The following is a 13685-nucleotide window of genomic DNA, read 5'->3' as shown; positions in this document are numbered from 1 at the left end:
AAGGTGTCTTTCGCTTTACACCCTACTAAAAAGGTTAGCATTTTTGTTCGTTTTTTTGCTAAAATATAGGGTTATCGATTTACTGAAAGTATCTTATAATAAAATTACACATGGATATTTCACCCCTTTGTGAACGCGCGTTTATAGATTGGCCCATTAACCACTTAATAGGAGGAATGGTCATGCAATATGGTTATTTTGATGAAAAAAGCAAGGAATACCTCATTACCAAACCGAATACGCCTGCCCCTTGGGCGAATTACCTCGGCTCGCCGGAATACGGCGCGATCATCTCAGGTAACGCAGGCGGTTATAGCTTTGTAAAGTCTGGCGCAAATGGGCGGCATATCCGCTACCACTTCAACTCTAAGGACGAGCCCGGGCGCTATATTTACGTGAGAGATTTGGAGAACGGGGATTATTGGTCCGGCTCTTGGCAGCCAGTGGGTAAAGATCTGGAGCAATATAAGTCCGTATGCCATCATGGAACCGGATACACGAACATCGTCTCGGATTACGATAACATCCATACGGAATCATTATATTATGTGCCACTGAACAAAACCTACGAGGTGTGGCGCATGAAGGTGCGCAATGATGACTCCAAAGCACGCAAGCTGGCTCTCTTCGGATTTGTTGAATTAACTAACAATAACAACTATGAGCAGGATACCGTCAACCTTCAGTACACTCTGTTTATTTCACGGACCTACTATAAAAATAATATGATCCTTCAAGTCCTCAATGAAAACACCCCCGAAGAACAAACCTGGAGATTCTTCGGCGCTGCAGGTGCAGAAGTTACCGCTTATGACGGTGACCGGGATACGTTCCTAGGCGATTACCGCAGTTATGGCAATCCGGCCTCTGTTGAGAACGGCCAATGCTCCAATTCATTAAACTACAATACTAACTCCTGCGGGGCCCTGCAGATTAACGTAGATCTGCAGCCGGGAGAAGAGAAAGAAATCGTATTTCTACTGGGACAGTATGATGAGAAAGGCGCTTCCGAAATTCTCAGCCATTATAAGGACTTGTCCGTGGTAGATAAAGAACTCGAAGAGTTAAAAGCATTCTGGCACAGCAAACTTAACCGCTTCCAGGTCCAGACACCAAGCGATAACCTGAACAACATGATCAACACTTGGAATGCATATCAATGCTTTATCACTTTCATCTGGTCACGTGCAGCCTCCTTCCAATACTCCGGTCTTCGTAATGGACTCGGCTATCGGGATACCGTGCAGGATATTCAAGGCATCATTCATCTGGATCATGAGATGGCCCTTGAGCGCCTAAGACTGATGATATCCGCCCAGATTTCCAACGGCGGTGGACTTCCGTTGGTGAAATTTGACCACAATCCCGGACATGAGGGCACACCGGATGATCCAGAATACGTGCGGGAAACCGGTCACCCCCATTATCGGGCCGACGACGCTTTATGGCTGTTCCCAACCGTCATTAAATACTTGAATGAAAGTGGCAACTGGGATTTCACAGATGAAATAATCCCTTATTCGGATAAAGGTGAAGGCACTGTGTACGAGCATTTGCGCCAGGCGCTTCAGTTCAGTCTGGATCGCATGGGCGCACACGGCATGCCGGTTGGGCTTCATGCCGACTGGAACGATTGTCTACGGCTTGGAGCCAAGGGTGAGTCGTTGTTCGTCGCATTCCAGCTTTATATGGCATTCAAGGTGTTCATGGAAATTGCACAAAATAAGAACAAGCCTGAAGACATTCAATGGGCGCAGGGCCTGCTTGATGAGCTGGATGATAACATTCAAAAACATGCTTGGGAGAAAGATCAATTCGTCCGCGGATTTACCGAAGACAATTATACCATCGGCTCCTGGGAAAATGATGAAGCCAAGATCTGGCTCAATCCGCAAAGCTGGGCCGTATTAAGCGGTGCAGCCCGCCCGGATCAGGCGAAGCTCTCCATGGACAAAGTGTATGAGAATCTGCGGACCGATTACGGCACTATGTTATTCTACCCTCCGTTCCGTGAATACGGTTTGCCAGTAGCATTGATGGCTCTTTTCAACGCCTCAACTAAGGAAAACGGCGGCATCTTCAGCCAGCCGCAGGGATGGCTCATTCTGGCAGAAACTATGATCGGCAACGGTGGGCGCGCGTTCGAATACTTCCTGAATTGCAGTCCGGCCAGCATGAACGATAAGGCTGAAATCCGCAAACTCGAGCCTTATGTACATGGCCAGTTTGTCGAGTCCAAGGACAGCCCATATCAAGGCCGGGCGCATGTCCACTGGCTGACCGGCACCGCTTCAACCGTGATGGTCTCCTTGGTGGAAGGCATTATGGGGGTTCAACCGCAATTTGATGGTCTTCGCCTCAACCCGTGTGTTCCTTCCGACTGGACAGACTTTTCCATGGTCCGGGAATTCCGTGGGAAGAAGCTGCACATCCAGGTGGAGAACAAGAAAGGTGTACAAAAAGGGGTTACCCATATCGTTATTAACGGTGAACAAATTCAAGGCAACCTGATCCCCGTCGCCAAAATGGCGCCAGAAAACAACGTGCTCGTTATTATGGGTTAAAGCGTATTTATGAGGAATAGATAGGATGACGGACCGATAAGGTGCGTCATCCTGTTTTTACAATTAGAACGAGGCTATTTCAGAATTTTATTTAACTCCTCAGCTTGTTTCCTGCTATTAATTCTGGCATAGAAATAGAAAGCTATAGTGTGCAGTATAACCGATAACAACAACATTCCAGGCAACCAGGGGCTTATGAAGTTGAACATTTCTTTTGAGAATAACCACACCATTCCCATTCCGCCAAATATACTGAAGGTCGAAGAAATCAGAATATTCCAAAGCGGTCTTAACGTGAAATAGTTCCACAACACATTGTACATCACTCCGAATATCCCCGCGGAAATAATAGCGATACCTGCAATACGCCATAGATATAACATATCAATAGATTGATCCTTGAAAAACACAGTTAACAGTAGCGTTATCCATAAAGAAGTTAAAGTAAACACCTGAAAAAATGAATTTTTTAATTGATTAACCATGATAATTCCTCCTGAAATTTTTAATATAATAGCGGCTGACAAAATAACAAGAACCATTCGTCAGAATCACTTTTATTCTTGCATTATCCGTTGCTGAGAACTCTTTTATGTAGCTGGTGTTGATTATGGTCTGATTATTAATTTTTATAAACTGAGGTGAATTCAGAACTTCTTCAACAAATTTCAATCGTGTATTAAGAAGAAACATTTCTCCCGTAATTACACGTACACTGCACATACGGCCTTCCGGCTCTATGACCGCGATTGAGCTGGATATAATCGAGACATTGCGATCATTTTTGGCGTTGATGACCACGATCCGTTTTTCCGATGTTTGTATAGCTACTTCGATATTTGCCCAATGTTCCTTTTCAGCCGGGTGGGTTGTTACTTTCGTAGTACCTCGATCCATTGCTATGTCCTCTTCAAAAATGATTTCCAAGTTGTGCTGCCTCCTCTCAGATCTCATATTATTATCAAAAAAGGCCTATGACCACTATCTTACGTTTTCTTGCATTAATTTGTCTGTTTGTTGCAAGATAGCTGTTTCCACTACCTCCCCGAACGAAAAAAAACTGCCGGGACCTTCCCGACAGCCTGAACTCATTCTCATAATTGGCAAACCAAGTTTCTTCGCCTGTAACAATTCTCTACAACCTCGGGTCGATCTCTTTCTCCTTCGTTACCTCGAATAACAAGTTTGCTGCAATTTGCTTGTAGTCCTCGTTGTCAGACGAGATCTCATCCAGCTTCACTTCTAGCATTTGTCTGCCTAGCCGGTGTTCGATTAAGGACGTCCGAAGCTTAGGAGCGATATTCTTCTGCTTCATCAGCTTGGCATACTTATGTGGAAACTTGTAGTCGTACCCGTAGATGATCGACAGGTAGCCCGGATTGCGGACCTTCATATAAGGGACTACCCCCTGCTGTTCTTGCTCCGGTTTGATTACAATTCCCTCCATATGTTTCTCTACCGTTATCTTTGCGAAATATTCCTCTGCTCTGATGTAAGCATCAGGCTCTTTCAAGTCCAGAACCAGAAATTCATCATCATTTAAGAACCTGTATAGTTCCGAGGTTTTGCCGTCAGGTAACCGTTCATCGCCATTCTCCAGCACTTCCTTCAGGATTGCAAAAGGTTTGTACGCTAATTCCGCATCACCTGCATACAACTCCAGTTGCTGTTTGTATACTCGGTAGGCTTCCTCACGCTGGTCAAGATCTACATACGATTCTCTTATGTCACGGACATGCTTAAAAGTCTGGTAAACATGAGACCCATAGTTGTTGTTAAGCGCCTCTTTCGACAAATGGTGCTGGTCTTGTTCAAAGCCGCTTGCTTCAAAATCCTGTATCAGTTTACCCAGTGACTCCTCAAATCCATATTGTCTTAAGAAATCCAGCTCTGTCTCCAGCGACTTGCCAATCGGCCGGAACTGACGCTCAATTAACCCATCCCCAAGCGCTTTCCATGGCAGAAGCTCGCCATCCAGTAAAAGCACACGGACCCCCTGCTCAGCCATATAGGTTCCGAATTTATGAAGCAGCTGTTCGTAGATAGGCGTCAGATCGACCGCCTGAACCTTATAGCCGTTCCGGCTAATTGCGTAACACTGCTCTATATCCCGATAAAGGTACACACTACAGCGTGATCCCATATATTTAGGCTGCAGGACGACTTCAGATATACGACGCTCGGCAAAATAATCCAACCCTTTTCGCAGAGACTCAAGCTCACCGGCAGCCACATCCTTATCCGCAGGTGACATCGTCCCGGAGATGAAGTTGACCCGGTTCTGCGAGGAATACTGCAGTCTGCGCACAGACTCATAATCAAGCTCTAACAAGGATACGGTTGGCTTTTCCCGGAACAGGATAGGTAGCTCTTCGTGCACCGTAGTCACATGCGATTTTTGACTTTTATAGAAAGGTTTAAACGACATGCGAACAGAAGTTAGTTCATTACCCTGCGCACTCCCTGTGTCGAGGTGAAGTTTGTTTTTGATCCGAAAAGTCTGCTTGGCTGCAATATGTCCGAAGAGATGAAAGGGCTGATTACTAACAGCCTCTTGCTTTAGGAAATCAAGCTGTTCCTCAAAGGAAACCTCACGATCCAGCCGAAAGTTACGCTGATGGCGTAGTGAATTCGTATCCAGCTTACCAATGTACTTATTGCGGCAAGGAGCATGAGTAACATAAAAAGAAGGGCCTTGCATACCTATATAGCGGTAAAAGGGCTGGGATTGCTCCACTAAAGCCGAAAATTTACTAAAAAGCGCGGTATCCTCCTTAAGCACTTGGGTGGAATCAAAGTACGTTCTTAGCAGTTCCGGATCGGTTCCTTGAATCTCCCCCTTTACGTACTTGTATACAAAGTTCTCGTGATTGCCCATAACAAATAGGAAATGCTCGCGGTTATCAAATAAGAACTCAATCGTCTCCCGCGTTTTTTTACCCTTATCAATCCAGTCACCAGCAAGAATGACTCGTGTGTTACTAAGCTTATCTGTTGCACTTAACTTACCTTCGTACACCCGGTAGCCGTAATTACGTAATAGTCCCTGAAGCTCTTCGACACACTCATGAACATCCCCAACCACAATATACTCTTGTGCTTGTAGAAGTACCGTAGATGCGTAAGTATCCCAATCCTGTATAATCACCCGGTAGTCCGGGTTAGGTATCCCTTCACCCTCGAGAATAAAATCTTTAGCACGCACTTTATGAATCTTGTTGTAACCTTCCCGTGACAGAACAGGCAAGACTTCTTTTCTGAGCCGGTTTAAATGATTGGAGATCAGCTTCTTCGAGCGCTCCGAGACGTAGTAATCCTCCCGTTTACGGTAATCAAACAGAATAACCTCCAGATTGTAATTATTTTGCCCGGCGATCTCACGGACTTTACTACGATAATCTTCGGATAGCCCAATGGTATCCATCACCACAAACTCCGCATTAATCGGAAAAGAAGTGACTAACTTTAATTTCTCAAACAATAATTGAAAGGTATGCGAACTGGCCTCCAGCATAACCTGATCATACTTATCATAGTCGTAGCCCAATATCTCCTGACGGATACTATCCGAGGATAAGTACTGCACATTCGTACGTAAACCTTTGGAGGCATCCTCTAGTTTTAACTGCGGGATCAGAACTTCTTTAGCAAAAGTTGATTTTCCGCATTCCGTTGCTCCTACAAGCAGAAATATGGTATGTACACGCGTTTGAATTTCCACTGTCTATTCCTCCTTTCTTCGCACAATAGCGCATTGCGTCGTACGGATCTCGCCAACCCGGTCACCAACCATCAAATATTCGACCTCGACTGCTAAACCTTGAATCGTATCCAAAACCCATTGCCCGAACGCTTCCTGTCCCATTTCCCACTTGTGATCCTCATGCCGGAATCCTTCCAGCTCATAATAACGATTGAAATCAGCATTCGGTGTGGTCACAATAAGCTGTTGAAAATTCACATTACCGATTATCTGTTGAATAAGCTCTACCGCTTCACCCTCACTCATGTGCTCTACAACTTCTGTTAGAATCACATCAACCTGCTCCCCGTTGTACGACTCCAGAAAATGGTCCAGTGAGCCAAAGGTTGCAATGTTATCAATGTCCTTTGCTTTCGCTTTCCGGTTCACAACCTCCAGCAGCTCCTCGGCTATATCTACCGCATAATAGGTACTTTCTATTTTCCCGGCAAACGGTATCGCATAGAAACCTTCTCCGCAACCGATGTCCAGAATCGGCTTATTGAATGGAAGCACACTCGAAATAAAAGTACGCCGCTGCATCGCAGTACCGCCATACTCCAGCCCAATAGAATACTGGTCCGTTTGTTCGATAGAGGCTTTATATCGCTTGAACCGTTCCTTAGAGGTAAGGAAATTCCTTGCAAATAGACTTCTTATATAAAAAGGTGCATCAATGACGTTAAGGCTACGGATATATTTATCCAAAATAGCATCCGAAATATCTATGTACTCATCCCCAAATATGGATAAGAACAAGGACAGCACACCAACAACATGTAAGAGGTGATACAAGCTTTTATGTGTGGTAATCGTCAGTGAATAGCTCTTATGTGCCTGATGCTGCAAGGAGAAGGTATATCCCTTTAAATGCTTTTGGAAAAATTCAATATAGTGTATCCGCTCAACCTGAACCATATTGATGAAAAAAGAATGCTCATAACCTTCCGCATCCCGTTCATCCTGGGCTTTGAAGGGTGTAGAGAAAAACTCATTGACCGCATTAAGCGGAAATAGAGGTGTATTAAACCGGGAGACATTTAAATACTCAAAGCTCTCGCTTCCGTTCTGCTTGTAGGATATATCGTTATCTGCATCCTTAAAATAAACGTTATAAGTTGCCTCATCAGAATACCATCCATAAGCCAATCCCTGACGAACCGGACGAAGCTGCATACCTGTCACTGGATTTTTTTTAATTAAAAAAGTGAAGTTTGGATTCGTAGATTTCAGTTGTACAATAGCCACTACCATCTTCCTCCTATCAATCTTTCTATAGGGCCCGTCCCCATACTTCCTGTAAAGCTTCTCGAAATAGAGCATCCAGCTGATGATCTCTGTTGTTCTCCTTAGCATTCAAGGATGCCGCCACCTTATCCAACACTTGGAACTGTTCTTCTAAATAATCGTTAATCGCGGTTAGCTGCGGCTCGTAGTCTAGTTCCTCACCGGATTTTTTTCGTGCCAGCAATTGCTGAATCACCTGCCACAGCTCTTCATCCTGCGGAATAAGCCGCTCTACCAGTACATCGAACTCCATCGGCGGCATCTCTCCATATCGGTGAGTCCATTCACAGGCTAGAACGGGACGAAGTACATAAAAGTACTTTTTGATCTTGACCTGTTCGCCTTGCAAATAATCACGGTAGTTCCCTCTTGCCATGTTTAAGTAATGGTACATACAAGACTTAGGCGAAAATGTGTACGGGGAGATGCTTCTAAGCTTCTCTGCTATACTGTACTTTTCTGCATATTGAATGGGTGATTGCAGCCACTCCAGCAGCGGTGGATTAGACTTCCGGAATAAATTCAGTGCTTTCCGCAAATCCCAGCCATTGATATCAAGCATATTGTTAATAGGACGCTCGATCACATCCCGCTTATCAAAAATAGATAGGTACCATTCCGGTTTATGCAGATAAATAAATCTCACATCATAATCACTGTCCTGCGATGGGAATCCCCACGCCCGGCTGCCTGATTCACAGGCATACAATATTGTAACTTGCTCCTCCTGTTCAATCTGTTCCAGCTGCTCACGGATAAGCTTGTTTATAGGATCCATCTTCACCCCTCCAGATCGGTTACTCCCTATTCTCTACCCTTGGTACTATTCGAACGCCTCATCAGAATTGCTTCGGCTTCATGGATCTATCTTCGCTCATCTTCCCTGTAACGAACAGGGCGAAAGTATGGCGGCAGCCAAAAACACTTCCATTTTATTCAACTCTGGTGCTTAATATAATGAGTACTACTATTTCTAATGGATTCGCTACAGGCTGGAGGAATACAAATGGCCCGGGAAAGTTTTGACAAGGAGATTCAATTTCTTCGCATGCTCTCTTTAGCGGGGGGAGCTTACAGCAGACAGCAATTCGCCGATCGTCTCGGCATTTCTGTACATACCTATGACAAAACGCTGCGCAACCTGAAGGGCATGGTAACCGTCTTACAACAGGACCTGCCTACAGAACAAGGAACAGAACTCTCTGAGTGGCTCCGCTATAATTACTATGAATCTGCCGACCCGCTGCTCCTGTTCTTGTTCCGGGCGAAGTCGCTTAAGGAAACGGAGAGCATCCGGCTTACTCTATTATTAACTGCGCTCCAGACTCGGGAGCTAACGGCTAAGGATTTACAGGATGTCTGCAGTGAGCAAATGCCAACCCATTATCCAATGCCTGATGAGAAGACCATCCGTGGAGATCTGAAATACCTTGAGGAAGTTGGCGTTATTCTTCGTGTAAACGAAGGCCGCCCTTATCGATACAAGGCTGCTAACGATCTGATTGATCAATTATCCGGCGATCAGCTCTTGGATCTTTACGACTATGTTGATGTCATCGCCAACACGCAGACTCCTTCTGTGCAAGGTTACCTGCTGCGCGACACTTTAAAAAAGGTTCTGCGGAAGCGGGGTTATAACCTCGAAGCTACGGAAACCCATAGATACAAATATAATTATCATTCACGTATTCTTGATGAGGCACACCTATATACGATATTTGCAGCGATTCAGCAACGAAAAAAAATCAAGTTTCTATATCTATCCCCTAAAAAGGGCAAAAACTACGCCTCTCAGAATACCAATCCTCTCTTTGAGCGGGAAACAAGGGGCATCACAGAAACCGTTCTTCCGCTCCGCGTCATCTATGACCATCAATATGGGCGCTGGTATTTAATCGGACATAATTCAAGTATGGGCATCATGAAATTCCGAATGGAGGGCCTTACTCAAATTGAGGAGGGCGACACTGTGGAAGAAGCAGAGTTTGCTCAGAAACTCAGCAATCTGGAAGAGCAGATGACAAACAGCTGGGTTATAGATACCACCCGTGCGATTAAAGTGGTGGCGAGATTTTATAACCCCAATCGCCCGGGTGTTAATTTTATTCGGGAGCGGGTTGAAGCGCAGGGACAGTGGGGAGTAATTACGGAAGAGTCCGATTCTACATTCCTTTATGAGATCACAGTGAATGGTATTTATGAAATTAAGCCGTGGTTACGAAGCTTTGGTTCAAGCTGCGAGGTATTAGAACCCCCTTGGCTGCGTAAGCAATTTATCGCGGAGTGGAAGGAGATTCACAGCTATTATGAATCCATTCGAGAAAATATTTAACTTCCAAATCATTTCACGCCTCGACGAAGTGGGTTCATTAGCGCTGACCTCCCAGGAACGTTCCTGGCTGAAAACCATGTTAACGCACCCGGCCTCAGAAGCAGCTTTTACACTGGATACCTTAAGTAAATTGAACTCCATATTGGAGGCAGAAGCGTCCACAGAAGTGCAGGGAATTATTATGGAGAAAGCTAAAAGCAAAGAGCGGCAGGTCTATCATCCAATGCTTCGTACACTCCGCCGTATAATCATGCAGAATCAAGCGATCCTTATTACTTTCCATATTAAGCATGGAGGCCAACGAACTGACCAAGCCGGGTTCCCTCATAAGCTGGAATACAACATGTATAAGCGGGAGTGGTATCTGCAATGGTATAGCACCCGGCAACGTTCTCTTATGTCCACTAAACTAAAAAACATTGTTTCTGTCGAAGCAGCTCCCTTCCCTGCCAAACGGATTGATGACTTAAAAGCAAGAATAACGCGATTATTAGAGGATCAGAAAGAATGTGCATGGATTCAAGTCATTCCCACCTTTAATGCTGAGCTGTCCCGAATTCTGTACGCCTTTTCCTGTTTTGATAAATCCGTGTCCTTTGATGAAAATTCGGGCATCTATCGAATCAAAGTCATCTACATGAGAGACGATAGCGAATTCCTATTGTCCAAAATCCGTTTTCTTGGCCTCCGCGTAAAAATCGTCGAGGGTGAGCATCTTAAGCGGCGCATGCTGAAGTCGGCAGCTATGGCGATTGACCGGTATGGGGAATAACCGAGAATTAGTATAGGCTGGTCAACTATCCTGAAGTGCTGAAACTTGCTTATATAGTAAAGTAATAGACACGGTTAAGATGTCTTTTACTTTACTTACAGCAGCTTTCTTAAAAACTGAGAGGTTTATTCTCATGAAAAGAAAATCCGTCTTATGCGTATAGTCAAGATGAAAACTCAGAGTTAGTGAGGGGATTAGAAGTGGGAAAGAGAGTTATAGTAAAAATATCAGAATTGACCAAAAAACATAAGATTTCCCTACGAGAATTGTCCAGAATATCCGATGTCCGACATGCCGCATTAAGTGAGTTAGCTAATGGAAAAAGGGAGAATATTAACTTTAGTCATATAGGAAAAATTGCAGAAGCTTTAAATATTGAGGATATTCGTGAGATTATTGATTTGGTTGATGATAAAGATTAATCAAATCAACACAAAATTGATAGTTTTTCAATCGACAACAACTCAAGTAATAAAATCATAAGAAAAAGCAGAAAAGCGACCCCTACAGGTCGCTTTTCTGCTTTTCTGATACTCCATATTAAAGTAGAGGCAGTCAATTCCCTATTCCAGCTTCATATAATACAGATTCGCCGTACTATCTTTTGTAATGGTATGTGCACCTGCGGCTAGAGAGACAGTAGCAATGCCATTGGTTATAGGATAACTTGTTCCATCTACTTTGATTTTCGTTCCCTCTGTGTTGAACACTAGGGTTAGCGTTGAAGCTTTAGCAGCAGTGAATTGAATGCTGGTTGCACTCTCGATTTTTAGACATTGGGTTAGAGATAAACCCTGATATGCCACAGTTCCCTTACTTGTTGAGAGATTACCTTGGATATTGAAGAAATTGCTTGTTGTTCCATCAGTAGTAAAGTTGTGAACGGTTGCTCCCGCTGTCGGCACTGGCGTTGTCGTCGGTGCTGGAGTCGCTGTTGGAGCTGGGGTCGCTGTTGGCACAGGAGTTACTGTTGGCGTAGGTGTTACTGATGGAGTCGGAGTCGGGTTCATTGGGTTTGAATTGCCCCCTACAGAGACAAGTCCCGTTGTGTAGCTTCTGATTGCAGACATCAGCGCTGTATTCAGCGCATACGAAACGTCATCCACTGAATCATTAAATTCCCATGTGAAGTCTCCGCCATTCAGACGTCCGGCTTTTGCCATAACAATCTGTTCAACATTACTTACGTTATCAATATTAGTTACGTTCACTCCTGTATTTACGCTCGTGTCGAAGTTGTTATAGGCTGTTCCGCCTTTTAATGCTTTGTATGAGCTTGGGACGGTTTCATTTCTTGACGAAGCTAAGTAAGCATCAAATGAGGTAACATTCGCAGGAGCTGTCCCTGTGTTTGAATTCGCATAGATGAGACTTGAAGCCTCTACAATAAGATTGTTATAGGCTTTAATTAAACCTCCATTTTCGCCTGAGAACGTGCCCTCCCCTAAAGCATCTGTACCTTGTAAGGAGATCATCATTGGAAACTTAGCATGTCTAAAATAATTAGATTCTACAAAAGCTGAAGCACCTGTAGTAACACCCACACCGTATTTGGAGATACCATCGAAAAAGTTGTTATAGATATGGACGGATGCCACTCTAATCCGCGGATGACGGGAGTCCGAATGGTCAAACCAGTTGTGGTGGAAGGTAACAAAAAATTCAGCCGGCTCACTCAAACCAACTAACGAAGATTTTCCGGAATCCCAGTAATGGTTGTAAGAGATTGTAATATAGTTGGATCCATTTTTAAGGTCTGTGGAACCGTCGCCCTTGGCTTGGTCTGCATCGCCTCCAGCAGCTCCATAAAAAATATCATTATTATGCACCCAGACATTCATATTGCCGGAATCCATTGAAATGCCATCGTCGGGGAATAACATTACACCCAGGTTTCTTACTTCCACATTACCTACATATCTTAGAAGCATTCCCCAACCGTATGCGTAAGCATCATTTCCGATACCTTCAATAGTAATATTCATTTCCGAATAATTGTTTTTACCTTTGACTTCAAGATACCCACTGCTGTTAAGCTGTCCACTCAGATCAGCAGCTGTAACTTTTCCGATAATTCGGATCGCAAGTGGGGTTGTATCATAGCCTTTTTGTCTCAGTGCCAGAATACCGCCCAGGCCAACCCCTGTTTGTACAGTGCCGGAGCTGTTGATTTTCACACCAAGGGTTACGGTTTGCGCAGTCTGAGATGTTATATACAGCACTTGAGCACCATTCTTGAGGGTTCCATTCTCATTATAAGCCCCTGATCCTGTACCATATTGCGAACTAGTCGAAAAAGCAAATCCTGAGCGGTCATATGACGTTACGGATAGTGGATTTGAAACCGCACTTACCGTCCCACCCCCTGACAAGGTAGCTTCAACTTTCATCACATAATTACCGGCTGCAAGCCCAACAGCATCTGCTCTCCAATAGGAAGAATATTTGCGGATTAACTCATTATTAATTTGTTGATACCCAGAATCCGCTGCACTTGCCAATTTAACATAAACGTTATACCCTGTCGCATTGCTTACAGGTGACCATTCCACATATGCCGTTTCATTCCAGCCTCCACTGCCTGTTACCGCAAGACCAGCAGCATGCACCACCGTATTTGTCCATCCACCTACTATTAAAGAAAGAGCAAGAGAAAACAACACAACAATACTGGTTACCTTTGCAACTCTTTTTTTCATTTTATTTCCTCCCGATTTTAATTTGTTGCAGATATCATTGTAACCGCTTGCAAAAAATGAAGTTTCTCTTTTCACCTCCTAAATATTTAGAAAGAGATCCTGCATCTAGCCCCTGTATCCCTTCGAAAATAATACAAATTCTGGAATCAGAACACGTTCAACATATCAAAACTAAAAAAGGTTCCGAAACAATCATTTACTCATATCTCCCATATCTAACCGTGTTCTGAGTTAATGATTATAGGACAGCGAATGGATTGTGATCATACAACAGGAATAGCCACACAGT

10 protein-coding genes are annotated in these 13685 nt (G+C 44.1%); 4 read left to right on the top strand and 6 right to left on the bottom strand.

The genetic code is table 11. From position 1 onward, the window contains the following. Positions 1-182: 182 nt before the first annotated feature. Positions 183-2564 (top strand): GH36-type glycosyl hydrolase domain-containing protein, encoded by a 2382-nt coding sequence (locus tag MKZ09_RS01075; RefSeq protein WP_076206059.1) that lies wholly within the window; start codon positions 183-185, stop codon positions 2562-2564. Positions 2565-2638: 74 nt separating this feature from the next. Here the strand turns inward: MKZ09_RS01075 and MKZ09_RS01070 are convergent, their stop codons facing one another. From MKZ09_RS01070 to MKZ09_RS01050, 5 genes are all read right to left on the bottom strand, one after another. Next, positions 2639-3049: a hypothetical protein gene (locus tag MKZ09_RS01070; protein WP_036687183.1), complete on the bottom strand. Its 411-nt coding sequence runs from the start codon at positions 3047-3049 to the stop codon at positions 2639-2641. Beyond that, complete coding sequence (locus MKZ09_RS01065) at positions 3042-3491, bottom strand: LytTR family DNA-binding domain-containing protein (protein WP_076206057.1); 450 nt, start codon at positions 3489-3491, stop codon at positions 3042-3044. The genes MKZ09_RS01070 and MKZ09_RS01065 overlap by 8 nt, the downstream gene beginning before the upstream one ends. Positions 3492-3699: 208 nt before the next feature. Further along, complete coding sequence (locus MKZ09_RS01060) at positions 3700-6285, bottom strand: metallophosphoesterase (RefSeq protein ID WP_076206055.1); 2586 nt, start codon at positions 6283-6285, stop codon at positions 3700-3702. Between the two features lie 3 nt (positions 6286-6288). Next, the gene (locus MKZ09_RS01055; protein ID WP_076206053.1) at positions 6289-7554 is read right to left on the bottom strand and encodes a class I SAM-dependent methyltransferase; all 1266 of its coding nucleotides are present in this window, start codon (positions 7552-7554) and stop codon (positions 6289-6291) included. A gap of 25 nt (positions 7555-7579) precedes the next feature. Continuing rightward, positions 7580-8371, bottom strand: a complete 792-nt coding sequence (locus tag MKZ09_RS01050; RefSeq protein WP_076206050.1) for a nucleotidyltransferase domain-containing protein — start codon at positions 8369-8371, stop codon at positions 7580-7582. 228 nt (positions 8372-8599) lie between these two features. Here MKZ09_RS01050 and MKZ09_RS01045 point away from each other — a divergent pair, with 228 nt between their 5' ends. The 3 genes from MKZ09_RS01045 to MKZ09_RS01035 all read left to right on the top strand — a co-directional run bounded on the left by MKZ09_RS01045 (position 8600) and on the right by MKZ09_RS01035 (position 11119). After that, positions 8600-9925 (top strand): helix-turn-helix transcriptional regulator, encoded by a 1326-nt coding sequence (locus MKZ09_RS01045; RefSeq protein ID WP_076206048.1) that lies wholly within the window; start codon positions 8600-8602, stop codon positions 9923-9925. Continuing rightward, positions 9900-10697, top strand: coding sequence for a WYL domain-containing protein (locus MKZ09_RS01040; RefSeq protein ID WP_076206046.1), 798 nt, complete (start codon positions 9900-9902; stop codon positions 10695-10697). Before MKZ09_RS01045 ends, MKZ09_RS01040 begins: the two co-directional genes overlap by 26 nt. A 200-nt stretch (positions 10698-10897) precedes the next feature. Continuing rightward, positions 10898-11119 carry a helix-turn-helix domain-containing protein gene (locus tag MKZ09_RS01035; protein ID WP_076126905.1) on the top strand — a complete coding sequence of 74 codons (222 nt, stop codon included), beginning with the start codon at positions 10898-10900 and terminating at the stop codon, positions 11117-11119. A 141-nt stretch (positions 11120-11260) separates the two neighbouring features. Here MKZ09_RS01035 and MKZ09_RS01030 read toward each other — a convergent pair whose 3' ends face one another. Then, positions 11261-13396: a pectate lyase family protein gene (locus MKZ09_RS01030; RefSeq protein ID WP_076206044.1), complete on the bottom strand. Its 2136-nt coding sequence runs from the start codon at positions 13394-13396 to the stop codon at positions 11261-11263. Between the last annotated feature and the right edge of the window lie 289 nt (positions 13397-13685).

This window comes from Paenibacillus sp. FSL R5-0908 (genome assembly GCF_038006245.1).
GTDB classification, from domain to species: domain Bacteria; phylum Bacillota; class Bacilli; order Paenibacillales; family Paenibacillaceae; genus Paenibacillus_AQ; species Paenibacillus_AQ odorifer.
This window is presented reverse-complemented; position numbering and strand designations above follow the sequence as displayed.

Coding starts and splice junctions, on each gene's coding strand:
- MKZ09_RS01075 (WP_076206059.1), top strand. CDS start 183: ATGCAATATGGTTATTTTGATGAAAAAAGCAAGGAATACCTCATTACC.
- MKZ09_RS01070 (WP_036687183.1), bottom strand. CDS start 3,049: ATGGTTAATCAATTAAAAAATTCATTTTTTCAGGTGTTTACTTTAACT.
- MKZ09_RS01050 (WP_076206050.1), bottom strand. CDS start 8,371: ATGGATCCTATAAACAAGCTTATCCGTGAGCAGCTGGAACAGATTGAA.
- MKZ09_RS01045 (WP_076206048.1), top strand. CDS start 8,600: ATGGCCCGGGAAAGTTTTGACAAGGAGATTCAATTTCTTCGCATGCTC.
- MKZ09_RS01040 (WP_076206046.1), top strand. CDS start 9,900: ATGAATCCATTCGAGAAAATATTTAACTTCCAAATCATTTCACGCCTC.
- MKZ09_RS01030 (WP_076206044.1), bottom strand. CDS start 13,396: ATGAAAAAAAGAGTTGCAAAGGTAACCAGTATTGTTGTGTTGTTTTCT.